Source organism: Enterococcus mediterraneensis (genome assembly GCF_900604485.1).
GTDB classification, from domain to species: Bacteria; Bacillota; Bacilli; order Lactobacillales; family Enterococcaceae; genus Enterococcus_C; species Enterococcus_C mediterraneensis.
The window spans coordinates 2,328,771-2,352,794 of record NZ_UWOP01000001.1; the positions used below are offsets into that span (position 1 = coordinate 2,328,771).

The window sequence follows — 24,024 nt, forward strand, 5'->3', positions numbered from 1 at the left end:
AATACCAGTCAAAAACGATCAACAAGAGAAGTTAAATAGTAAAAAAACAGTCATAAAAAGCCAAAAACTGATTTTTTATCAAAATTACGATAAAAAAGTGTTATCTTTGACAATTTTTGCGGTTCTTGGCTTAATAGAATAATAAGAGGGGGATGAAAAATGAAAAATCATACGATACTACAAGGTTTTGAGTGGGAATTACCCGCAGATGGCAAACATTGGCGTAAAATAGCAGAACGCGCTGAAGAATTAGAAAAATTGGGGATCACAGCAGTTTGGCTGCCGCCAGCATACAAAGGTTCTTCGGGTGCCGAAGATGTGGGTTACGGCACGTATGATCTTTACGATCTAGGTGAATTTGATCAAAAAGGTTCCGTTGCTACGAAGTATGGAACTAAAGAAGAGTATTTAGCAGCCATCCGTGCATTGCAAGAACACGGGATCAAGGCTTATGCCGACATCGTATTAAACCACTTTATGGGTGCTGATGAAACGGAACGTGTGTCTGCAATCAAATACGATTGGGAAAACCGCAACGAAACAGTCGGAGAAGAAGAAGAGATCGAAGCCTGGACCAAATTTACATTCCCTGGCCGTAATGGAAAATATAACGATTATGTCTGGACTTGGGAAAACTTTTCCGGAACAGATTATGATGCTCGGCATAAAGACCATGCCGTCTTCAATTTTGCTGATAAGGGTTGGGAAGAAGAAGTAGATTCGGAAAAAGGCAACTTTGATTATTTGATGGGCTGTGATCTGGACATGGAGAATCCGGAAACGGTTGAACAGTTGGACAAGTGGGGCAAATGGTATTTGGAAACCACCAATGTCGATGGGTTTCGCTTAGATGCAGTCAAGCATATACAATTTGATTTCTTTGTAGATTGGCTCCTTCATCGCCGAGAAGAAAAGCAGGCTGATTTGTTCGTAGTGGGGGAATATTGGGCGGATGAATTGGATAAACTAGAAAATTATATTGACTCTTCCGGCAATTTGATTTCATTGTTCGATGTGCCGCTGCATTTCAATTTCTATCGTGCCAGCACGTCTATGGGGAGTTTTGATATGCGGGACATTTTCAAAAATACATTGGTCGAATCCAGACCAGATTATGCGGTGACCTTTGTTGACAATCATGATACGCAAAAAGGTCAAAGCTTAGAATCTTGGGTCGACGGATGGTTCAAGGTCCATGCTTATGCGTTGATTTTACTGCATAAAGCCGGTGTGCCGACAGTTTTCTGGGGTGATTTATATGGAATCCCAACACAAGGTATCGAGCCTGTAGGAGATGATCTGCATACATTATTGGCGATCCGTCAAAAATTGGCGTTTGGCAATCAGATCGATTATTTCGACCATCCAGATCAAATCGGTTGGGTGATCACTGGTGATTTCGAACATGAACAATCAGGTTATGCGGTGATCATGACCAATGGTACCGGCGGTGAAAAAGAAATGACCATCAGCGGCGTCCATGCTGGTAAAACATTCGTTGATGCGCTGAACAATAATCCTGCGAAAGTTGTCCTTGATGAAAATGGTAAAGGAGTCTTTCCAGTCAGTGACGGGTCGATCTCAGTCTACGTAAATGAAGAGATTGCTCCCAAACTAGGTTATAAAGGCGCAGAATAAAAAGCGTATCTTCCATTGAACTGATTAGCGCAGCTATACAAAAAAATTCTGGAGCGGAGAAATCCGCTCTTTTTTTGTAAAAAAACTAGAGATGGACGACTATCGGATCCGCTTTTCGAAGGAGGATAAGCCGTTTTGATGCAAGTTTTAAGTGGTTTCTGTAATGGGAAGTATAGTCCAGTCATTAGAAATTGTTGACAAAGAAACAAAAATGATTTATTCTCTTTTTGTTTACCGGGAAACAAAATCGAAACAAAGGAGTTTTTTATGTACACTGCAAATACTAAACATTCTAAAATTTTTGGCTATTTCTCTGTTTTATTGACAGGATTAGGATTTACTATCGTTAGTCCAGTACTTCCGTTTTTGATCACACCTTACACTCATACGGCCCATCAGCAAGCCTTTTTTGTCACGTTGCTCATGTCTATCTATGCTTTGGCAGCTTTTCTTTCAGCGCCGGTTCTTGGGAGTCTAAGTGATTATTTCGGTCGTCGTCCCATACTTATCATCAGTTTGTTAGGATCAAGCATTGGCTATTGGATCATTGGTTCAGCACATTCGATAGAACTGCTGCTCTTCGGACGACTTATTGAAGGGTTAACTGCAGGGGAGATCTCCACTTTATATGCCTACTTCGCGGATTTGACTGAACCGGGTGAGCGAACGAAAGTATTTGGTTTGATGGGGGCTTTAGCCGGTATCGGAACAGCTATTGGGCCATTGATCGGTGGGTTTTTAGCTGATTTTGGAAATTCCGTTCCTATGTTTGCCGGAGTCGTGATCACCCTCTTGAATGCTGTTTATGGAGCTATCTTTATGCAGGAAAGTTTATCGGCTGACAAACGCTCGTCGACATGGCGCCGTCATGCGATGCCTATCCATCAGCTAAAGGAGATCAGCAAGATCAAAACCATCGTTCCGTTATTATTGACGGGTTTACCTGTTTGGTTGGCGGCAGGGGCTTTGCAATCCATCTTTTCACAGTTTTCGATCGATACATTTCAATGGAGAGCGGGGCTTGTGGGGTTAAGTTTTTCGCTGATTGGGATTTTGGATATTGCTTCGCAACTATTTGTTATGCCGCAACTGTTAAAAAAATTTTCCGAACAGCAGATCACTAAACTTGGTATGATCAGCGAGGTCCTTGCTTATTTAACTATGACGCTGTCAGGGATTATTGCAGCACCCGTTCTTTTTTTCATTGGAATTATTTTTTACGGGTTTGGGGATTCGATTTTTTCACCTGTCCTTAGCGGTCAATTATCCAAATCAGCTACAGAAAAGAAGCAAGGCCTTGTCATGGGTGCGTCTCAAAGCATTCAAGCTTTTTCACGTATCGTCGGCCCGCTGATTGCAGGCCAGCTTTATGGGGCAGTTGTCGTCTTGCCGATGCTCGTTGGATTTTTACTGGTTTCAACTGCTTATGTCTATTATAAAAAGAAAAATTAAACGTGTTTCTCTTTTTTCTCATTCCGTATCAGTTCTCTGTAACGTCCAATAAAGCGAAAGACTGTATCAAATTCATCTTTTGTCATGGTTTCGAAGACTGAGGCATCTCGTTGCAGCCATTTTTCATGCAATCGTTCATGTTTGTCGTTGATTTTTTTTCCGTTTTCTGTGAGTTGAAAATATCTTTCTTTTTTGTTGTCTTCTCTTTGGTAGGTAGATATGATATCTCTTGCGATCAGTTTTTTTGTCAGTTTGCTGATCGCGCCTCTCGTCATATATCCGGCTTCCGCCAGCTTTGTTACATTAGGATCCGGGATCTTTGCGATATGTTCGATGACTTCTAGTTCATTTAGTGTAAAACCTTGCAGTTCTTTTTCCATTTCCGGTTTGTTCCGCAAGATGATCTCATTCGCTAAATTTAAATATTCTTCTATTAATAATTGTCGTTTATCCATTTCAGCACCGTCCTTTGGGATCATTATATTTCACTTTTGTTTCCTCTGCAACAAAGCACGGCACGTCTCTACTAAAAATCAAAATAAAACGACCACTAAAAGTTATGTTGAAAACTAACTTCCAGTGATCGTTTCTGTCATTTTTTTATTGAATACTGTAAAATCGTTTCTCTCACCGCAGGCAGGTGTGCTTCATCGGTCAAGATTTTTAATGTATCTCCCAGTTTCATTACTGTATCTCCGTGAGTCAGCAATTCGTGATCTCCTCGCTGGATCGAGATCAGCAGCATATCTTTGGGCCAATTGAAATCTCGGATCAGCAGACCGTCTAATGAGCTTTCAGCAGTGATCGGCAGTTCCATGATGATTTTCTTTCCTTGGATATCAGAAGGGCTTTTCTTCACTAAACGCTCCAACAAGGACTCATAGATCGGATCGCCACCTAATAGGTCAACGACGATATAGGCTACCAAAGCGACAAGACCCAACGGCATCAAATGGACTAACGATCCCACCATCTCAGTCACTAAGATGATCGCGGTCAAAGGAGCTTTACCGATCGCTGCAAAATAGCCGGCCATGGAGATTATGATGAAATTTTTCATAAAGATGGGGTCCATACCGAAAAACATAACCGCCACAGTCCCAAACAAGCTTCCTAAAACAGCACCTAATGTCAGAATCGGTAAGAAGATCCCGCCAGGAAGAGAGGAGCCGTAAGACACCATCGAAAAAACAAAGCGCAAGACGAATAGTCCGGCCATTGCCAATAGAATCGGTGTTGTTTGCCCAAGTTGGATGACGATCTGGTTACCGCCGCCTAAACTGTCAGGAAAGAACAAACCTATCGGAATGACCAATAAAAAAGGAACCAATCCGTGCAGATATTCCGGCAGCGGCAGTTTTTTATACCATTTCGCCAAAGACAATAAAACGATTTGATAAAACCGTCCAACGACCCCTAAAAAGATCCCCAGCAAAATCAACAACCAATAATAATGCAGCGGCAACGAAGGAATCGTTCCTAAATGAAGTGTCGGCCGCAGCCCAAAAATGGTCAAAGAGACGAAATTTGCTGTGATGGCTGAAGCAAAAGAAGTCAACCAAACCAGCGGTGAAAAGTTATGATGGATTTCTTCAACAACAAATAATAAACCTGCGATCGGTGCATTGAAGGCTGCCGCAAGACCGGCGCTGGCACCGCTGGAGATCAGGATTTTTTCTTCGAAATTTTCTACGTGCCATTTCTTTGCCAGGCCTTGTCCGACACTAGCGCCTAGTTGGATCGAAGGGCCTTCTCTGCCTAAAAACAACCCCATTCCCACAGAAAGAACGCCGCCAATGAATTTTTTCCAAAGTACCGAAAACCAATTGATTCGGAGTTCATCTCGCAACTGACCTTCTACTTGCGGAATACCGCTGCCTTTGATATTAGGGTCGCTTTTGACTAACAAACCCACACCAACAGCTATTAGAATAGAAAGAATTGTCCAAGGAATCAGCCAGAGAGGGTGGATATGGAAAAACTGATAGGCTTTTCCCACCCAAGTATTTAAATGGGCGATAAATAGGCGGAACAGGCTGACGATGATGCCGCCGATCGCTCCGACAAGAATCCCTTTTCCGATAAATTTGATCCTTGTTTCGTCAAAGTAATTGATTGTTTTCATATTTTTTCACTCATTTCCTTATTTAATGTAGCGTGTTTGCTTCTTGTTGACAAGAGGCAGAAAGAAAGATCTGCGAATTTCTGCAATTCATGAGGAAACTTGCAGATGTTTTGAAAAATAGCAGGCAAACAGTTTTTTAAAAGATTTTAAGAAAAGTTTTCAGAATATCCGTTTTATGACTGTTGGGAAAATGCTATAATTGGTAAGATTGAAATGGAAAGGATGTTTCGTTATGTCATCCAAAAAGGATTTATTACTAGGGATGAACCCTAAACAAAAAGAAGCGGTCAAGCATACCGAAGGCCCATTGCTTTTGATGGCAGGTGCCGGGAGTGGTAAAACACGGGTCTTGACGCATCGTATCGCTTATCTGATTGAAGAAAAGGAAGTCAATCCTTGGAATATTTTGGCGATCACTTTTACAAATAAAGCAGCAAAGGAAATGAAGGAACGGGTAGGTAATCTGCTGGGAGCAGAAGGCGCAGATGTTTGGGTCTCAACATTTCACTCCATGTGCGTACGTATCCTTCGTCGAGAAGTAGATTATATCGGCTACTCTCGGAATTTTACGATCTTAGATTCTTCTGAACAGTTGACACTGATGAAACGGGTTCTAAAAGAATTGAATATCGATCCTAAAAAATATGATCCTCGTTCGATCCTAGGGGCGATCTCGAATGCGAAAAACGCCCTGCAGACGCCGGATGATCTGGAAAGTATGCAAGGCAGCTTTTTCGAGCAGGTGGTTGCTCGTTGTTATCATTTATATCAAAAAGAGTTACGCAACAATCAATGTATGGATTTTGACGATCTGATCATGAACACGATCCGTCTTTTCAATGAACATCCAGAATCATTGGAGTATTATCAATCTAAATTCCATTATATCCATGTGGATGAATATCAAGATACCAACCATGCCCAATATACATTGGTCAATCTATTGGCAGCACGTTTCCGCAATCTTTGTGTCGTGGGTGACGCGGATCAAAGTATCTATGGCTGGCGGGGAGCAGATATGCAAAACATCTTGGACTTTGAAAAAGATTACCCAGATGCTTCAGTTATTTTATTGGAACAAAATTATCGTTCCACTCAAACGATCCTGAAAGCCGCTAACCAAGTCATTCAAAACAACCGCAACCGTAAAGAGAAAAATCTTTGGACGGAAAATATCGAAGGCGAAAAGATCACTTATTATCGCGGGGACAACGAACGGGACGAAGGACATTTCATTGTTTCGCAGATCCAACAGCAATTACGGGCACAAAATCGGCGTTACGGTGATTTTGCGGTACTATATCGAACCAATGCGCAGTCTCGTGTGGTGGAAGAAACGTTTTTGAAAGCCAATATCCCTTATAAAATGGTCGGCGGTCACAAATTCTACGACCGAAAAGAAATCAAAGATATCTTGGCTTATCTGCAAGTTATCGCCAACCCGAAAGACTCCATCAGCTTCGAACGGATTGTGAACGTTCCTAAGCGGGGTGTGGGACCTGGCTCCATCGATAAATTGCGGGAATTTGCGAATATGCACGAGTTCTCATTATTGGAAGCCACAGAAAATATCCAGTTGGCGAATATCTCCGGCAAAGCCGCCCGCGAATTAGGCAGTTTCGGTGAAATGATCGACGGGTTCAGTAAAATGATCCCTTATCTGTCTGTGACAGAATTGACTAAAGAAGTGTTGGAAAAATCCGGTTATGAAGACGAATTGAAACGCCAAAATACATTGGAAGCTCAATCTCGATTAGAAAACTTGGAAGAATTTCTATCTGTTACACAAGAATATGACAAAACTTTTGAACGGGAAGAGAATGATCCGGAACAAAAATTAACGATTTTCTTGAATGACTTGGCTTTATTGTCTGATGTCGACAGCTATGAAGAAGAGACCAGCCAAGTTACATTGATGACCCTTCACGCCGCAAAAGGTCTTGAATTTCCGGTAGTTTTCTTAGTCGGAATGGAAGAAGGTGTCTTTCCGCTTTCTCGCGCCCTTACAGAAGAGGCGGAACTGGAAGAAGAACGGCGACTGGCTTATGTAGGGATCACTCGGGCAGAAGAAGAACTTTATATCACCAATGCTTTTTCCCGGACATTATACGGACGAACACAATACAATCGTCCTTCACGATTTATTGATGAGATCGAAGAAGATTTACTGCTTCATAAAAGTGCTCGGGCTGAAAAAGCGCCAAGCCGCAGTTTTGATCCGAAAGTTTTCAAACCGGCTTATACACAGCCAAAGCAGGCCAGTGTTTCCAGCCGTCAAGAAACCGGCGGAGAATCAGCTGGCTGGAAAGCCGGAGACAAAGTCAAACATCGAAAATGGGGGATCGGCACGGTCGTAAGAACAAGCGGATCAGCCAAAGATGTCGAATTGGATGTCGCTTTTCCTGAACAAGGCGTAAAAAAACTGCTGGCGGCCTTTGCACCTATCGAAAAAATCTAAGATGAAGAAAGGATAGCTGATATGAGCCAAACAGAAATCAGTAAACTCTCCGAAAAAGCAGAGAAGATCAGAACACAATTAAATCAGTACGCATATGAGTATTATGTGAAAGATCAGCCGACTGTGGAAGATTATGTTTATGATCGTTTGTACCATGAATTAGTGGAAATCGAAGACAAATATCCACAGCTGATTACACCGGACTCGCCTACCCAACGAGTAGGCGGACAAGTACTGCAAGGATTTGAAAAAGCTGTCCATGACCGTCCGCTTTACAGTTTATCGGATGTCTTCAGCAAAGAAGAGATCATTGCTTTTGATGCTCGCGTGAAAAAAGCGTTGGGCGATCAAGTGTCTTATGTTTGCGAATTAAAAATCGATGGGTTGTCGATTTCGTTGCGATACGAAGATGGTGTTTTTGTTCGAGGTGCGACTCGCGGAGACGGAACGGTAGGTGAAAACATCACCGCTAATTTAAAAACCGTCAAATCGATCCCACTGCGTCTAAAAGAGCCTATTTCAGTGGAGGTCCGCGGCGAGTGCTATATGCCGAAAGAATCCTTTGTCAAATTGAATCAACAGCGGGAAGAAGCGGGATTAGATATTTTTGCTAATCCGCGAAACGCTGCCGCTGGGAGTTTGCGTCAGTTAGATACCAAGATCACAGCACATCGGAATCTGAATACCTTTTTGTATACCGTAGCGGATTTCGGACCTTTGGAAGCTAACAATCAGTTTGACGCATTGAGCGAGTTGGCACGGATCGGTTTTCGGACCAATCCGGAAAAACGATTGTGTCATTCCGTCGAAGAGATCTGGGACTATATCGAAGAATATCATGAAAAACGGATCGAGCTGCCTTATGAGATCGATGGTGTCGTGATCAAGGTCAATGATTTCGATCAGCAAGATCAATTAGGCTTCACGGTTAAAGCTCCTCGTTGGGCGACCGCTTATAAATTCCCGCCGGAAGAAGCACAAACGGTCATCGAAAATATCGAATGGACAGTTGGAAGAACAGGTGTTGTGACGCCGACTGCAGTTATGACGCCAGTACGGGTAGCAGGTACGACGGTCAGCCGCGCCAGCTTGCATAATGTGGATTACATCAAGGCAAAAGATATCCGGCTAAAAGATAAAGTGGTGATCTACAAAGCCGGTGATATTATTCCGGAAGTTGCTCAAGTGCTTTTGGATCTTCGAGAAGAAGACAGTCAGCCTTATGAAATCCCTACACATTGTCCGATTTGTCACAGTGAACTGGTCCATTTGGATGAAGAAGTCGCGCTGCGCTGTATCAATCCGAAATGTCCGGCTCAGATCAAAGAAGGATTGAGCCATTTCGTTTCAAGAAATGCCATGAATATCGATGGTCTCGGACCTCGCGTTTTAGCTCAAATGTATGATCGCGGTCTAGTAAAAGATGTGGCTGATTTGTATTCTTTGAAGGAAGAACAGCTTCTGACTTTAGATAAGATCAAAGAAAAATCCGCGAATAACTTACTAACAGCCATCGATCAAAGCAAAGACAATTCAGTAGAACGCTTGCTGTTTGGTCTTGGTATCCGCCACGTAGGCAGCAAAGCCGCTAAGATCTTGGCGGAACACTTTGGTGACTTGTGGTCGATCACAAAAGCCGACAAAGAGACGATTTTAAGTCTGAACGCGATCGGTGAGATCATTGCGGACAGTGTCGTTACTTATTTTGAAAATGAAGAGGTTCATGAATTGCTGACGGAATTAGAAGAAGCCGGCGTCAATTTTGAATACAAAGGAAAAACCAGCGAAGAACTGGAAGAAGTCGATTCAGTATTCAAAGAGAAAACAGTTGTTTTGACTGGGAAATTGAGTCATTTCACACGAGAAGAAGCAAAAGAAAAAATTGAAAATCTAGGCGGTAAGGTTACCGGCAGTGTATCTAAAAAAACAGATATCGTAGTAGCTGGTGAAGAGGCCGGCAGTAAACTGGACAAAGCAAAGCAATTAGGCATTGATGTTTGGACAGAAGCGCAAATGGTCGCCGCTTTAGAAGGAGGAAGTGAAAATGAAGACTAAGAAACTATTCCTTTTAACGGCCGCTGCTCTTTTGTTGAGTGCCTGCGGAAATCTGGAAAGCGGCATTTCCAACGTCAACACCGGCGAAAAAACCAGTGCCGGCAGTATCACTACTGGACGGGTAGACAGTTCAGCGTATCAAGCCTTAATGAAAGACGGCCGCTACCAGACCAGCGCTGCCCGCAGATTGACTGCTGATCAAATCAACAGCGGGTATAATCAAGAAAACTTCGAAAATGGCTTGTTGCGGCTTTCCCATAATACCTTTTCTGCCGATGATTATTTTTTCCAAGAAGGGCAAAAATTGGATGAAGAAACGATCCGTTCTTGGTTGGAACGCTATAGCGATGAAAACAAAGACGGCTTGAATCCACAAGACAAAAAGCAGCCGATTATTTTTCAAGGATTGCTGGAACAGGATTTTATCAAAGAAGACGGCAAAACGCTTGGCGGCATCAGTCTGGGTTTTGCGTTCAACACCGTAGATTACTCCTCGGAAAAACCTCAAGAGATTACACGGGATGAAATCATGGCGCAAGCCCGCAAAACGATCAATGCAGTATTGACTCGCGTCAGAAAAATCTCCGGCTTGGAAAAAGTTCCTATCGTAGTGGGGATTTTTGAACAAGCAGCTAAAGAAAATATCAATGGCGGTACGTATATCTATACGGCAGTAAGCAAAGACGGCGGTACAACGATCGACCGTTTTGATAAAGTCAATGAAGAGTATCTGACGCTGCCAGTCCTTTCTTCTGCAAAAAATACCGCGACACAAGACGGGATGAATACTAAGTTCACCAGTTTTCGTGACGCGATCCAAGGATTTTTCCCTGAGCTTTCCGGAGTTACCGGTAAAGTGTATTATGTAGATGACCAAGTCCAAACATTAACCGTCTATATCGATTCCAAATACTACAGCAAAACAGAGATCACCAGCTTTACGCAGTTTGTCGGCAAACAAGTAGAATCCGTGTTCGAAGGGATACCGGGAACCGTGGAAGTCCAAATCAATTCCATTGAAGGACCGCAAGCCTTCGTTGCCAGAAAAGCCGGCGAAAAAGAAGTTATCTCTTATGTTTTTAATTAGTTACTTGCAAAATTCCGCGAAGTATTTCATTATAAATAAGGAAAATCAAAAAAGACTTGTACGAAGGTACGTTTTTTAGAAAGAAGGGGTACAATGGCGATTAGTGAAGAGCAAGTCAAACATGTGGCCAAACTGGCAAAATTATCATTTTCTGATGAGGAGCGGCATGAATTCACAACGCAATTAGGAAAAATCATCGATATGGTAGAATTACTCGATGAAGTAGATACGACAGGAGTTCCATTCACATCCAATGTGGTTGAAACAGTGAATGTGATGCGCCCTGACCGAGCACAAGCCGGTTGGGATCGTGATGAACTGTTGAAAAATGTTCCGGAAACAGAAGATGGCTTTATCAAAGTACCAGCTATCATCGATAACGGGGAGGCTGGCGCATAATGGAAAAACTTTATGACAAAACTTTAGAAGAATTACACAGTCTGCTGGTTTCAAAAGAAATCACAGCGGCTGATTTGACACAAGCGACATTGGACCGCATCAAAGAAACAGAACCCGCAGTCGATTCATTTATCACGCTGGTGGAAGAAAAAGCACTGGCTCAAGCCAAAGCAATCGACGAAAAAGGAATTGCCGAAGACAATGTCTTGGCTGGGATTCCGATCGGGATCAAAGACAATATCGTAACGAAAGGTATCTTGACTACTGCAGCTTCTAAGATCCTTTCCAATTTTGAACCGATCTATGATGCAACAGTAATGGATAAATTGTATCAAGCAGATATGATCCCTGTGGGCAAACTGAACATGGATGAGTTTGCGATGGGTGGAAGTACTGAAACCTCTTATTTCAAGAAAACTAAAAATGCGTGGGATCACACGAAAGTTCCCGGCGGATCTTCCGGTGGTTCAGCTGCAGCGGTAGCCGCAGGACAAATTCCTGTTTCCCTTGGAAGCGACACAGGCGGATCAATCCGCCAACCAGCGTCATTTAATGGAATCGTTGGGATGAAGCCAACATACGGACGAGTTTCCCGTTTTGGATTGATCGCATTTGCTTCTTCTTTGGATCAAATCGGTCCAATGACCCGCACAGTTAAAGACAACGCGCTGGCATTAGAAGCAATCAGCGGATTCGATGAAAAAGACGGAACTTCTTCTGGTATTTCCGTACCGGACTTCACCGAAGGAATGACTGGTGATGTTAAAGGAATGAAGATCGCTTTACCAAAAGAATATTTAGGTGAAGGCGTACAACCAGGCGTCAAAGAAGCTGTTTTGAAAGCTGCTGAAACGTTCAAAGCGTTAGGCGCAACAGTTGAAGAAGTCAGCCTGCCTCATTCAAAATACGGTGTAGCGGTTTATTATATCATCGCTTCTTCTGAAGCCAGCTCAAACTTACAGCGTTTTGACGGTATCCGTTACGGCTATCGTTCCGAAAACGTGAAAAATCTGGAAGATGTTTATGTGAACTCCCGCAGTGAAGGGTTCGGAACAGAAGTCAAACGTCGGATCATGCTGGGAACATTCTCATTGAGTGCCGGCTATTACGATGCGTACTTCAAAAAAGCCGGACAAGTTCGGACAATGATTAGACAAGACTTTGATAAAGTGTTTAACGAATACGATTTGATTATTGGTCCTGCTTCACCAACAGTTGCCTTTGGGCTAGGAGAAAACATCAATGATCCGATTACTATGTATATGAGTGATATCTTGACGATTCCAGTAAACTTGGCTGGACTTCCAGGGATGTCCGTACCAGCTGGTTTTTCTGAAGGATTGCCAGTGGGATTACAAATCATCGGTAAACATTTTGATGAAGCGACCATGTATAAAGCAGCATACGCATTTGAACAAGCAACGGATTTTCATAAGAAAATGCCAGTGATTTTAGGGGGAGATGCCGAATGAACTTTGAAACTGTCATTGGACTAGAAGTCCACGTAGAATTAAAAACCAACTCTAAAATCTTTTCGCCGGCGCCAGCACATTTCGGGGCGGAGCCTAACAGCAATACCAATGTTATCGACTGGGGCTATCCAGGTGTTTTACCAGTTATGAACAAAACAGCGTTGGAATTTGGAATGAAAGCCGCGTTGGCGTTGAACTGTGAGATCTCTAAAGATACTCATTTCGATCGTAAAAACTACTTCTATCCAGATAATCCGAAAGCTTATCAAATTTCTCAATTCGATCAGCCAATCGGACACGACGGCTGGATCGAGATCGAAGTAGAAGGCAAAAAGAAAAAAATCCGTATCGAACGGGTCCATCTGGAAGAAGATGCCGGAAAAAACATGCACGGCAAAGGCGGCTATTCATACGTCGATTTGAACCGTCAAGGAACACCTTTGATCGAGATCGTTTCCGAAGCGGATATGCGTTCACCAGAAGAAGCATACGCGTATTTGGAAGCATTGCGTTCTATCATCCAATTTACAGAAGTCTCTGATGTGAAGATGGAAGAAGGATCTATGCGTTGTGACGCGAATATTTCTTTACGCCCTTATGGACAAGAAGAATTTGGTACAAAAACTGAATTGAAAAACTTGAATTCTATGAGTTTTGTGAAAAAAGGTTTGGCCTTCGAAGAAAAACGCCAAGCAAAAGTCTTGTTGTCAGGTGGCGAGATCCAACAAGAAACACGCCGTTTTGATGAAACAACGAATAAAACGATCCTGATGCGGGTCAAAGAAGGTTCTAGCGACTATCGTTACTTCCCAGAGCCGGATATTCCGCGCTTTGTGATCGATGATGAATGGATCGCACGGATCAAAACGACATTGCCAGAACTTCCTGCGGCACGTAGAACGCGCTATGTCCAAGAACTGGGCTTGCCGGAATATGATGCAAAAGTCTTGACGTTAACAAAAGAAATGTCTGATTTCTTTGAAGAAACATTAGCAGCCGGCGCTGATGCCAAACAAGCTTCCAACTGGTTGATGGGTGAAGTTTCTGCTTATCTGAACAGTGAAAAACTGGAACTGACAGAAACCAAATTGACTCCGGATAACTTAGCCGGTATGATCCAATTGATCGCAGATGGTACGATCAGCTCAAAAATCGCGAAAAAAGTCTTCCGTGAATTGATCGAAAACGGCGGCGATGCGAAAGAAGTCGTTGAAGCGAAAGGCTTGGTACAATTGTCTGACCCTGCTCAATTATTACCGATCATCAATGAGATCCTTGACAACAATCAACAATCTATTGAAGACTTCAAAAACGGTAAAGATCGCGCAGTCGGCTTCTTAGTCGGTCAAATCATGAAAGCTACGAAAGGGAAAGCAAATCCAGCAATCGTCAATAAATTATTGCAAGAAGAATTGGCGAAACGTTAAAGGAGCAGGTATGAAAAAAGCGAGAGTCATTTACAATCCAACTTCAGGTAAGGAAACCCTGAAAAGAAATCTTGCAGATATTTTGGATGTATTGGAACGCGCTGGCTATGAAGCCAGTGCGTATGCCACTACACCTGCCCCTGATTCAGCGATGCTGGAAGCAAAACGCGTTGGAAAAGCCGGGTTTGATTTAGTCGTGGCAGCTGGCGGAGACGGTACTATCAATGAGGTTGTCAACGGCATCGCGCCTTTGAAAAAAAGACCGAAGTTAGCCATCATTCCAGCAGGTACTACGAACGATTATGCTCGCGCTTTGAAGATCCCTAGAAACAATATCAAAGATGCCGCAGAAGTCATCTTGAAAGATCAAACAGTTAAAATGGATATCGGTAAAACCAATGGACTTTACTTTATCAATATTGCAGCCGGCGGGCATTTGACAGAGTTGACCTATGATGTGCCTTCTGAACTGAAGAGTATTTTTGGCTATCTTGCGTATCTTGTTAAAGGGGCGGAACTATTGCCGCGGGTCAAACCGATCAAAATGCATCTGGAATATGATGATGGCATCTATGACGGCAATGCGTCGATGTTTTTCCTAGGATTGACGAATTCTGTCGGCGGTTTTGAACAAATCGCGCCGGACGCGAAATTGGATGACGGAAAATTTTCTTTGATCATCGTAAAAACGGCAAATATTTTTGAAATCGTTCATTTGGTAGCTTTGATGATGAACGGCGGTAAACATATCAACGATAAACGACTGATCTATACGAAAACATCCAAGCTGACTGTAAAAACTCCCGAATCAGAAGGTCGCCTGATGATCAATCTGGACGGTGAATACGGCGGCGATGCACCAATGACATTTGAAAATCTCCATAATCATATCGAGATCTTTGCGAATACGGATATGATCCCAGAAGATGCTTTATCTGATACGGAAGAAGAAGCATACGAAGAAGTCAGCAAAGACTTCATCAAAGAAGTAGAAAAACTGACAGACGAAGATATTGACGGCGACGGAAAAATCGCTGACAAGAAGTAATCAAAGGGAAAACACTTTACTTTGCAGCAAAAGCGTAGTAAAGTGTTTTTCTCTTATAATGCAGAAAATGACAAGGAGCACAAAATGAAAGAATACCCAATCAAAAAAAATGAAGAACATACTGTTGAGATCCTTGATTTGACACATGAAGGGATGGGGATCGCAAAATTTGATCACTATCCAGTATTTATCGAGAATGCTTTGCCAGGTGAGAAAGTCCGAATCAAAATCTTAAAGGTCGGCAATAAATTTGGATTTGCGAAAGTTATGGAGTGGTTGGAAAAAAGCCCTGATCGTCAAACTGTTGATAATGAAGATCTATTACGGACCGGTATTGCGCCGTTGAGCCATTTAAGCTATGAAAAACAGCTTTTGTTCAAACAAAATCAAGTGAAAAACTTGATGCAGCGGGTAGCCAAATTGCCAGATGTTCCTGTATTAAACACAATCGGGATGGCGGCACCATATCATTATCGCAACAAAGCTCAGATTCCCGTAAAAAAGGTTGAAGGCAAATTACAGACCGGTTTTTATCGTAAAAACAGTCATGATCTGGTTCCAATCGAAGATTTTGCTATTCAAGATCCAGAGATCGATAAAGCTATCTTGGTCGTTAGAGATATCTTGCAACGCTTCAATGTCAAAGCCTACAATGAAGAAGCTCATGAAGGGTTCCTACGTCATATCGTGATCCGCCGCGGACACTATTCTCATCAAATGATGGTAGTTTTAGTGACTAGAAAAGAAAAATTCTTCAAAGGTGAAGAGATCGCAAACGTTATCCACGAAGAATTGCCGGAAGTCGTTTCTGTCATCCAAAATATCAATGAAGAGAAAACCAATGTGATCCTGGGTCAAAAAGAAAAAGTCCTTTTTGGTTCTTCTTTTATCGAGGATCAGCTTTTGGGAAATACTTACCGGATCTCGGCTAAATCATTTTACCAAGTCAATACCCAACAAACAGAGATTTTGTATCAAACAGCGATCGATTTTGCTGATTTGAAAAAAGATGATGTGGTAATCGATGCTTACTCTGGAATCGGTACGATCGGTTTATCTGTAGCTGATCGGGTCAAATACGTCTACGGAATGGAAACTATTGAAAGTGCAGTAGAAGATGCAAAATACAACGCTGAAAAAAATGGGATCACTAACGCGACGTATCTTGTAGGTAAAGCGGAAAAAGTAATGCCGCAATGGGCGCGGGAAGAAGTGAATCCTACGGTGATTTTTGTCGATCCGCCAAGAAAAGGATTAGATGCGAAATTTATTGAAGCAGCTTGTGAAGTCGAACCGGAACGAATCGTTTATATCTCCTGCAATCCAGCAACATTGGCTCGTGATTTGGCCTTTTTTGCTGAAAAAGGCTACCAAACGAAAAAAATCCAGCCAGTAGACCTATTCCCGCAGACGCATCATATTGAGTGCGTGGCGTTGATTACAAGAATGGATTGATTATCAACCTAAAATAGGAGTAATTTGAATGGATATTTGGAAATTATTATTTGATAAAGCTAAAGAAGTGCAAAATAACAGAACAATAACTCCCTTTATAGATGCTGGCGCTGTTTCTTCAGCAATACTGACTAAAAGTGGCAACATATATGTTGGGGTTTGTATCGATACCGCATCTTCACTTGGAATGTGTGCTGAGAGAAATGCGATAGCAAATATGATTACAAACGGAGAAAGTAAAATTGATAAAGTGGTTGCCATCATGTCTAATGAAAAGGTTGGTCTACCTTGTGGAGCCTGTCGGGAATTCATGATGCAATTAGATAATGAAAGCGGAGATATTGAATTTTTACTTGATTTGGACTCAAGAGAGACAATCACCCTGAGAGAACTCGTCCCAAATTGGTGGGGATATGATAGATTTAAATTATGATATCTAATCCGTCAAATCAAGTAGCTTTGACATCTATTTTGTCAACTCGATCTAAAGGGCAGATTTCGTGAAAGTAATTCTGGCAACTCAACTTTAAAATATTAGATGACAAGACTTTAATATCATAAAACTCACCGCATATTGGGACAGTAGCATTGCTACAACAGGACAAATAAGGCAAAAATGTTTGATTTATAAAATTACACGACTCTCTGGTTTGGTTCAGAGGGTCTTTTTTAATGTCCCAAATAACTGAAGAGAAGGATAATCGGGTTGCTAAAAAAGTGACAGTAGGCCATTATCTATACGTGAAAAAACAGTCTGCCTGATCGAGTACTTTCTTCTAGCATCAAGTGGCGGTTATGGTAAAATAGCGATAATGATTTTTAATTTAAAAATGTAATTCATTGAGTGTTATAAATTTTCAAGAAAAATAGTTATAGATAAAGACAACTATGGATCTAAATAAGGTAGATTCTATTGAACAGTATTGTGAAATGGATAGTATACGAGATAAGATATAGTGGCAATAAATCAGTTGTTGATGCTTGCAAATTTGGAAAATTATAATGCATTTCTGGGATTTTGGTTTAATCCTAAAAATATATGATAGGGAATTGTTATATGGAAACATTCGATTTCATTTCTAAGATACCTATTGATAAGGGTTGGTCTGAGGATAAAAAATATCATGTAACCAAAAAAGACGGCTCGGAATTTTTATTGAGAATCAGCCCCTCCCCTCTCTTTGAAGCGAGGAAATCTTTATTTGAACTTTTACAAAAGATTGTCGATTTAGGTATCCCTATGTCCAAGCCTGTTGAATTTGGAATTTGTTCTGAAGGTGTTTATTCGCTGCATACTTGGATTCATGGCAAAGACGCCGAAGAGATAATTCCTTTTTTATCAGAAGCCGATCAATATAAATTGGGCTATGAGTCCGGTGAAATACTACGAAAAATTCATTCAATTCCGGCACCATCAATGGAAGAAGAATGGGATATCCGATTTAATCGCAAGACGAATAATAAAATTCAAAAATACAATGAATGTGGTTTGAGATTTGTTGGCGATGACAAGATAATAGAGTATATTGAGAAAAATAGAGACCTGCTTAAAAATCGCCCCCAATGTTTCCAGCACGGTGATTATCATATCGGAAATATGATGATAGAAGATGGAAAAATCGTTATCATAGATTTTGACAGACCTGATTTTGGTGATCCATGGGAAGAGTTTAATCGAATCGTATGGTGCGCTCAGTCTAGTCCACATTTTGCTACAGGACAGCTAAATGGCTATTTTGGCGGCAAACCACCTATTGAGTTTTTTAAATTACTTGCTTTTTACATATCCAGCAATACACTTTCGTCTATTTACTGGGCGATTCCATTTGGACAAGTTCAAATTGATACAATGATGAGGCAATCACAAGATGTACTTGCTTGGTATGATAATATGCAACATCCTGTTCCAGCTTGGTATTTGGAAGAATTGAATAGTTAAACGTTCCTTTGGAGAAAAGGATACTACCATCAAGACAGCAACATTGTTGATACGGGACAAATAAGGCCAACAAGTTTTATTTATATATTTTCGCGACTCTCTGGTTTGGTCCAGAGGGTCTTTTTTGATGTCCCAAATAACTTAAGAGCAGAGTAATCTGATGACCGCAATAGTGACAGTGGTCAATGAAGTTACTTGTCAATATCTGAAAAACACATTGCATGATCAGGTACTTTCTTCTAGCATCAACTGGCGGTTATGGTAAAATAACGATATTAAGTTTGGGTTTTAAAATGAAAATTTCAATATGCGTTTTAATATTTAAAAAAACAGGAACAGTCAAAAATAATTATGACTCTAGGCAAGGTGGATTCTATTGATTAATGTTGAAAATCTAGTTGTTGAATTGAATAATAAAAGGATCGTAAATGATATTTCTTTTACAGTACCTGAGAAACAGCATGTCTATATCAGCGGACCGTCCGGATCTGGGAAAAGTACTTTGTTAAAAGTGTTAGCTGGTTTGGTGCCCTTCACAAGCGGAGATATTTTTTATAATGATAAGAATATTCTACAGATCGATCCGATCGCTTATCGACAGGAAGTCTCCTATTGTTATCAGCAGCCAACCCTGTTTGGGAACACGGTGAGAGATAATCTAGCATTTCCATACGAAATCCGGAAGGAACCTTTTGATGAGGAGAAAGCTATCTCTTTGTTGAAAGAGGTCGGCTTGGCTAGCGGATTTCTTGATAAAAAGATAACCGAGCTGTCTGGCGGAGAGCGGCAACGAGTCGCCATGATCAGAAATCTTATCTTTGAGCCTAAAGTTTTACTGCTGGATGAAGTAACTACAGGACTAGATAGCGAGAGTAAAAGGATAGTCCGAAAATTGATCAATGACAAAGAAAAATCTGGTATGTCGATTCTGGAGATAACCCATGATAAGAGTGAGATAGATCCTGAAGGTCGACTGATCATGATTGAAGATGGAGAGATAATCAATGGATAGTGTAGATATCAATAATTGGTCTTTATTGTTTTCCTTGGTGTTGGTAATGATTTCCTTTGGGATAAGTACGAAAGAAAAACTGGGGATCTCTAAAGATATTGCCGTTTCAGTAGTAAGGACGGTCATCCAGCTGATTGTGATCGGCTTTGTTTTAAAATATATTTTCCAAGCAAATGAACCGCTATTGACTGTCGCGATGGCACTCATAATCATTTTTAACGCCAGTATCCAAGCCAATAAGCGGAATCCCAACTCTCATAAACAATGGAGCCACTCTTTTATCGCGATTTTCATTTCCACCGCGATCACTCTTGGTTTATTGGTTTTGACCGGAGCGATCAAATTTTTGCCTTCACAGATCGTGCCGATCACTGGAATGATCGCAAGTAACTCGATGGTGGCCATCGGACTTTGCTATCGGCAAATGTCTAGTCAATTTAACGATCAGCGGCAGCAAGTCCTTGAAAAACTGGCTCTGGGAGCGCCCATCAAACTAGCCGCATTGCCGATTTTACGCGCCTCAATAAAAACCGCGATGCAGCCAACCATTGATTCGGCTAAAACTGTTGGGCTCGTAAGCCTGCCAGGCATGATGTCCGGCTTGATCCTTGCGGGAGTAGATCCCGTCCACGCCATCAAATATCAAATCATGGTGATGTTCATGTTATTATCCGCCACAAGCCTCGGTTCTGTGATCGCCGGATACTATGCTTATAAAGACTACTTTAATGATCGTATGCAGTTGAACTATTGATTGAATATCGTAAAAGAAAGCATTCTTATGGCGAAGAGTGCTTTTTTATTCGTGGATTTTGTGCTGTTTATAGCTTCAAAAATTAGACTTCCATGGAGCAAAGTAATTATTTGGGTTTATTCTAATTTTAGAAAAGTAAGAAGTTATTGGAAAAAATATGAATTAAATTTGATAGGTATTTCAAATAACTCTTATGATGTTTAGAGTGAAATATCCTATTTTATGTGCGTACATTAGGCATTGTTTCCGTGATATAATTAGAGATAAATTACAGTTTTTTGCTATAATTTTGACCGATAATAAGACTGTTTTTAAGTATGGGATGGCAGAGGTGAGTAATCTTATGGAAGAACAAAAGCAACAATATGTTAGTTGGGTAACAGAAAATCTAGGTGAAAAGACGGGTATTTGGTATGCACCATACTTAGAGAAATTAGGTGCACTTTTAGATAGATTCAACTTAGGTGTTGGGTTTAATGATAACTTCTTTTCTTATCTGTCCTACCCAGATTATAAAAAGGTGTATCAAAGGATTACTTCGGAAAATGATGATGACATAAAACCAATATTAGAAGGAAAGCAAAAACGTTATACGAAGAATTTTGTGGAAAAAAATGATCAGTGGAAAAAGCAGTATGCACAGATGACATTTGACGAAGGTAAACGTAGCAAGCCTGATAATTACGGAGGAATACCTCAATTAGGAACACTTCTTCGCTCATATTTAAAATTTCTATACTATGCCGAAAATTCCAGCCTTACATATCCAAAGAAGGAGAAGAAAACTTCTAATCTAGATGGACAAGTTGATGATAACGTGAATTACTGGATTTATATGCCTGGTGACGACGCCAAGATGTGGAATGATTTTTATTCTGATGGAGTGATGGGAATTGACTGGGACTATTTAGGTGATTTAGAAAAATATCAAAGTCGAACTGATATTGAGAAGAGAATTGCTGAACGAAAAAGTGGAAATGTAAAACCGGCAAATGATTCAAAAATAGTTTGGGATTTTTATCATGAAGTAAAACCGGGAGATATCATTTATGCTAGAGCTGGGACAAAACGTATCATTGGAAAGGGCGTAGTAATAGGAGATTATTATTTTGACGATAAAGTTTCGGAGTATAAACATCGCCATTTAGTAAACTGGACAAATAAAGGTTCTTGGGACTTACAAGACCCAGTTGCACAAAAGATACTAACGAACTTCAATGAATATCCTGATTGGATTATTTATATGGATCAGGTGATAAATGATGAACAAATCGATGAAACATCACTTCTTATCAATAAATTTAGAGTGTGGCTATCTCAACAAGTGCAACAAAATGGTGAATTTCTAAATGATAAGACAATAGCACAAAAAATTTCTTCCCTGAAAGATATTGAGAAAAAATTCAACGTTTTAATCTTTGGCGAGACAGATACCGAAGCCTTGAAAGACATAAAAGAAACGGTACTAGCTGACGGAACGTATGACCGATATAAAGGTGTATCAGGTAGTTCAATCGATTATTATATCCGTTATGTAGAATCTAGACCATTAGTTGAAGAGAATACACCTTATATGTTAAATGATTTTCTTTCAGAAGTTTTCATTGATGAAGAAGAGGTTGGAAAACTTCAGTCTATACTACAAAACAAGAAGAATCTGATTTTAAAGGGAGCACCCGGTGTTGGTAAAACCTTTATTGCTGATAGATTAGCTTATTTGATGATGGAAGAAAAGGATGATTCAAGAATCCAGATGATTCAGTTCCATCAAAGTTACAGTTATGAAGATTTTATTGAAGGCTATCGTCCTAAAGCGGATGGCGAAGGGTTTGAGCTGAAGCAAGGGCCGTTTGTAAAGTTTGCTAGAAAGGCTGCTCGAGATCCAGAACGTGATTATTTCTTTATAATTGATGAAATAAATCGGGGAAATATGAGTAAGGTTTTTGGCGAGCTGATGATGCTTATTGAAACAGATAAACGAGGGAAATCAGTTAATCTTCTTTATTCTAACGAGAAGTTTTCGGTACCGGCCAATCTTTATATTATAGGAATGATGAATACTGCTGATAGAAGTTTAGCACTGTTGGATTATGCATTACGTCGTAGGTTTTCGTTTTATGAAATAAATCCCGCGTTTGAAAATCAGACCTTTTTAGATTATTTGATTAAAATTGGTAATCCGAAGAGAATGGAGCGTGTGATTACAATTATAAAAAGTATGAACCTTCAAATCGCAGAAGAACTCGGCAAAGGGTTTAGGATTGGACATAGTTATTTCGTAGGTGCTGCTTTTGAAGTTGATCCGGATTTACGAATTGAAGAAGTAGTGGAATATGAAATTATTCCCCAACTCTATGAATATTGGTTTGATGATGAACAAAAAGCAGATAGCTGGTCAGAGCAGTTGAGGCAAGCTTATGCTGAAGACTAATGAAAATATTCCTGTTCGTAATATCTATTATATGCTTTCTTATGCTTATCAAGCTTTAAGCTTGTCTGAATATCAAAAAGTAGATGTAGAAAAATTTCATAACACAAAAGATTTATATACTGAAATTCTAAAAATTGGGGTTCCTGTATTGATTCGAGGAGGACTGTTAAAGGACTACGTCAGAATATCTGAAAAAACGACGGTTATTCGGGGGAAAATCGATATCAATGCCTCAATAAAACAGAATGCATTGGTAGATAAAAAACTGATGGTTCTGCATGATGATTTTTCTGAGGATATTCTACTCAATCAGATAATCAAAGCTACGTTAATTTTGATTTGCAGATCATTATCCACCTCTAGAGACAATAAAAAATTTTTTTTCGGATTACTTCCATTTTTCAATAATGTCTCTGATATTGAATTAGATGCAACTTTATGGAAAAGAGTTCACTATAATCGTCAAAATATACGCTACCAATTTATTATTGATATTTGCCGATATTTATATGAAGAATTGTTACTTGGTACATCGCTTGGAAAACATGATTCTAAACAAATTCAAGATGAGCAACGATTCTCGTCACTTTATGAAAAATTTGTATTTGCTTTTTATAAGCGTGAAACTGGTTTTATTGTTACTCATCCGCAAATACCTTGGAAAGTGGATAACGGGTTCACAGAAGCACTTCCAATTATGCAAACGGATATTGTCTTATCTGATCAGAATAAAACCTTAATAATCGATACAAAATTTTATTCTGAAAATATGGCAACAAAATTTGCAGGAAGCAACGCAAAACAGAAATCAGCCAATTTATATCAATTGTTCACTTATGTTAATAACTGGCATAAAAGGGAAGATGAGGAGGTTGGTGGAATGTTGCTTTATGCTAAGACAACTGCAAAAGAGCAACCAAATCATCATTATGAGATCAATGGAAATAGGATATCAGTAGTGACATTGGATATGAACCAGAAATTTGAGAAAATAAAAAATGAGTTGCTCATGCATGCAGAATCGTTCTTTAAAACAGAGCAGAGAAAAGGTGGAGTTAGCATCCCAGAAACCAAATGAATAATAACATCAAAAAATAGAGTTTTGAGATGATGAGTTCTTAAATGATATTTTCCAGATATGTTAAATAAGTCATAATATCTTAAAATGTTGTATTTAACTAAAGGAATAGAGGTAATCATATAATTTAAATTTGAGAATTAAAATCCCATAGGAAACGACATCCATTTTGGACGTCGTTTTTTTTGTGGTAG

General features: G+C 40.4%; 18 protein-coding genes. 16 read left to right on the forward strand and 2 right to left on the reverse strand.

Annotated elements, in window-relative coordinates:
- Positions 1-159: 159 nt before the first annotated feature.
- Together EFB00_RS11525 and EFB00_RS11530 are read left to right on the forward strand one after the other, a co-directional pair.
- Entirely contained in the window at positions 160-1,638 is a 1,479-nt protein-coding gene (locus EFB00_RS11525; protein WP_122646934.1) for an alpha-amylase, read from the forward strand.
- Between the two features lie 267 nt (positions 1,639-1,905).
- The gene (locus EFB00_RS11530) at positions 1,906-3,090 is read left to right on the forward strand and encodes an MFS transporter (protein ID WP_122646935.1); all 1,185 of its coding nucleotides are present in this window, start codon (positions 1,906-1,908) and stop codon (positions 3,088-3,090) included.
- On the opposite strand, the gene EFB00_RS11535 is transcribed toward EFB00_RS11530, so the two are convergent.
- Positions 3,087-3,545 carry a MarR family transcriptional regulator gene (locus tag EFB00_RS11535; RefSeq protein WP_122647099.1) on the reverse strand — a complete coding sequence of 153 codons (459 nt, stop codon included), beginning with the start codon at positions 3,543-3,545 and terminating at the stop codon, positions 3,087-3,089. The two genes, EFB00_RS11530 and EFB00_RS11535, sit on opposite strands and share 4 nt — an antisense overlap.
- Before the next feature lie 137 nt (positions 3,546-3,682).
- On the reverse strand, positions 3,683-5,215 hold the full coding sequence (locus EFB00_RS11540; RefSeq protein WP_122646936.1) for a ClC family H(+)/Cl(-) exchange transporter: 1,533 nt from the start codon (positions 5,213-5,215) through the stop codon (positions 3,683-3,685).
- 232 nt (positions 5,216-5,447) lie between these two features.
- Here EFB00_RS11540 and pcrA point away from each other — a divergent pair, with 232 nt between their 5' ends.
- From pcrA to EFB00_RS11610, 14 genes are all read left to right on the forward strand, one after another.
- Positions 5,448-7,673: a DNA helicase PcrA gene (gene pcrA / locus EFB00_RS11545; protein ID WP_122646937.1), complete on the forward strand. Its 2,226-nt coding sequence runs from the start codon at positions 5,448-5,450 to the stop codon at positions 7,671-7,673.
- A 21-nt stretch (positions 7,674-7,694) separates the two neighbouring features.
- Positions 7,695-9,728, forward strand: a complete 2,034-nt coding sequence (gene ligA, locus EFB00_RS11550) for an NAD-dependent DNA ligase LigA (RefSeq protein WP_122646938.1) — start codon at positions 7,695-7,697, stop codon at positions 9,726-9,728.
- The gene (locus EFB00_RS11555; protein WP_122646939.1) at positions 9,718-10,815 is read left to right on the forward strand and encodes a CamS family sex pheromone protein; all 1,098 of its coding nucleotides are present in this window, start codon (positions 9,718-9,720) and stop codon (positions 10,813-10,815) included. The genes ligA and EFB00_RS11555 overlap by 11 nt, the downstream gene beginning before the upstream one ends.
- Positions 10,816-10,908: 93 nt before the next feature.
- Positions 10,909-11,214 carry an Asp-tRNA(Asn)/Glu-tRNA(Gln) amidotransferase subunit GatC gene (gatC, locus tag EFB00_RS11560; protein WP_122646940.1) on the forward strand — a complete coding sequence of 102 codons (306 nt, stop codon included), beginning with the start codon at positions 10,909-10,911 and terminating at the stop codon, positions 11,212-11,214.
- Positions 11,214-12,686 carry an Asp-tRNA(Asn)/Glu-tRNA(Gln) amidotransferase subunit GatA gene (gene gatA / locus EFB00_RS11565; protein WP_122646941.1) on the forward strand — a complete coding sequence of 491 codons (1,473 nt, stop codon included), beginning with the start codon at positions 11,214-11,216 and terminating at the stop codon, positions 12,684-12,686. Before gatC ends, gatA begins: the two co-directional genes overlap by 1 nt.
- Complete coding sequence (gene gatB / locus EFB00_RS11570; protein ID WP_122646942.1) at positions 12,683-14,113, forward strand: Asp-tRNA(Asn)/Glu-tRNA(Gln) amidotransferase subunit GatB; 1,431 nt, start codon at positions 12,683-12,685, stop codon at positions 14,111-14,113. Before gatA ends, gatB begins: the two co-directional genes overlap by 4 nt.
- A gap of 10 nt (positions 14,114-14,123) precedes the next feature.
- On the forward strand, positions 14,124-15,161 hold the full coding sequence (locus tag EFB00_RS11575) for a diacylglycerol kinase (RefSeq protein WP_122646943.1): 1,038 nt from the start codon (positions 14,124-14,126) through the stop codon (positions 15,159-15,161).
- 84 nt (positions 15,162-15,245) lie between these two features.
- Positions 15,246-16,616 (forward strand): 23S rRNA (uracil(1939)-C(5))-methyltransferase RlmD, encoded by a 1,371-nt coding sequence (gene rlmD, locus EFB00_RS11580; protein ID WP_122646944.1) that lies wholly within the window; start codon positions 15,246-15,248, stop codon positions 16,614-16,616.
- Positions 16,617-16,644: 28 nt separating this feature from the next.
- Complete coding sequence (locus tag EFB00_RS11585) at positions 16,645-17,049, forward strand: cytidine deaminase family protein (protein WP_122646945.1); 405 nt, start codon at positions 16,645-16,647, stop codon at positions 17,047-17,049.
- 624 nt (positions 17,050-17,673) lie between these two features.
- On the forward strand, positions 17,674-18,555 hold the full coding sequence (locus tag EFB00_RS11590) for an aminoglycoside phosphotransferase family protein (RefSeq protein ID WP_122646946.1): 882 nt from the start codon (positions 17,674-17,676) through the stop codon (positions 18,553-18,555).
- Positions 18,556-18,925: 370 nt separating this feature from the next.
- A complete protein-coding gene (locus tag EFB00_RS11595; RefSeq protein ID WP_122646947.1) occupies positions 18,926-19,567 on the forward strand; it encodes an ABC transporter ATP-binding protein in 642 nt (213 codons plus the stop codon).
- Positions 19,560-20,321, forward strand: coding sequence for an ABC transporter permease (locus EFB00_RS11600; RefSeq protein WP_122646948.1), 762 nt, complete (start codon positions 19,560-19,562; stop codon positions 20,319-20,321). The genes EFB00_RS11595 and EFB00_RS11600 overlap by 8 nt, the downstream gene beginning before the upstream one ends.
- A gap of 343 nt (positions 20,322-20,664) precedes the next feature.
- Positions 20,665-22,752, forward strand: coding sequence for an AAA family ATPase (locus tag EFB00_RS13680; RefSeq protein WP_241153435.1), 2,088 nt, complete (start codon positions 20,665-20,667; stop codon positions 22,750-22,752).
- Entirely contained in the window at positions 22,739-23,830 is a 1,092-nt protein-coding gene (locus EFB00_RS11610) for a 5-methylcytosine restriction system specificity protein McrC (RefSeq protein WP_241153436.1), read from the forward strand. The genes EFB00_RS13680 and EFB00_RS11610 overlap by 14 nt, the downstream gene beginning before the upstream one ends.
- The last annotated feature ends 194 nt before the right edge of the window (positions 23,831-24,024 follow it).

Coding starts and splice junctions, on each gene's coding strand:
- EFB00_RS11525 (WP_122646934.1), top strand. CDS start 160: ATGAAAAATCATACGATACTACAAGGTTTTGAGTGGGAATTACCCGCA.
- EFB00_RS11530 (WP_122646935.1), top strand. CDS start 1,906: ATGTACACTGCAAATACTAAACATTCTAAAATTTTTGGCTATTTCTCT.
- EFB00_RS11535 (WP_122647099.1), bottom strand. CDS start 3,545: ATGGATAAACGACAATTATTAATAGAAGAATATTTAAATTTAGCGAAT.
- EFB00_RS11540 (WP_122646936.1), bottom strand. CDS start 5,215: ATGAAAACAATCAATTACTTTGACGAAACAAGGATCAAATTTATCGGA.
- pcrA (WP_122646937.1), top strand. CDS start 5,448: ATGTCATCCAAAAAGGATTTATTACTAGGGATGAACCCTAAACAAAAA.
- ligA (WP_122646938.1), top strand. CDS start 7,695: ATGAGCCAAACAGAAATCAGTAAACTCTCCGAAAAAGCAGAGAAGATC.
- EFB00_RS11555 (WP_122646939.1), top strand. CDS start 9,718: ATGAAGACTAAGAAACTATTCCTTTTAACGGCCGCTGCTCTTTTGTTG.
- gatC (WP_122646940.1), top strand. CDS start 10,909: ATGGCGATTAGTGAAGAGCAAGTCAAACATGTGGCCAAACTGGCAAAA.
- gatA (WP_122646941.1), top strand. CDS start 11,214: ATGGAAAAACTTTATGACAAAACTTTAGAAGAATTACACAGTCTGCTG.
- gatB (WP_122646942.1), top strand. CDS start 12,683: ATGAACTTTGAAACTGTCATTGGACTAGAAGTCCACGTAGAATTAAAA.
- EFB00_RS11575 (WP_122646943.1), top strand. CDS start 14,124: ATGAAAAAAGCGAGAGTCATTTACAATCCAACTTCAGGTAAGGAAACC.
- rlmD (WP_122646944.1), top strand. CDS start 15,246: ATGAAAGAATACCCAATCAAAAAAAATGAAGAACATACTGTTGAGATC.
- EFB00_RS11585 (WP_122646945.1), top strand. CDS start 16,645: ATGGATATTTGGAAATTATTATTTGATAAAGCTAAAGAAGTGCAAAAT.
- EFB00_RS11590 (WP_122646946.1), top strand. CDS start 17,674: ATGGAAACATTCGATTTCATTTCTAAGATACCTATTGATAAGGGTTGG.
- EFB00_RS11600 (WP_122646948.1), top strand. CDS start 19,560: ATGGATAGTGTAGATATCAATAATTGGTCTTTATTGTTTTCCTTGGTG.
- EFB00_RS13680 (WP_241153435.1), top strand. CDS start 20,665: ATGGAAGAACAAAAGCAACAATATGTTAGTTGGGTAACAGAAAATCTA.
- EFB00_RS11610 (WP_241153436.1), top strand. CDS start 22,739: ATGCTGAAGACTAATGAAAATATTCCTGTTCGTAATATCTATTATATG.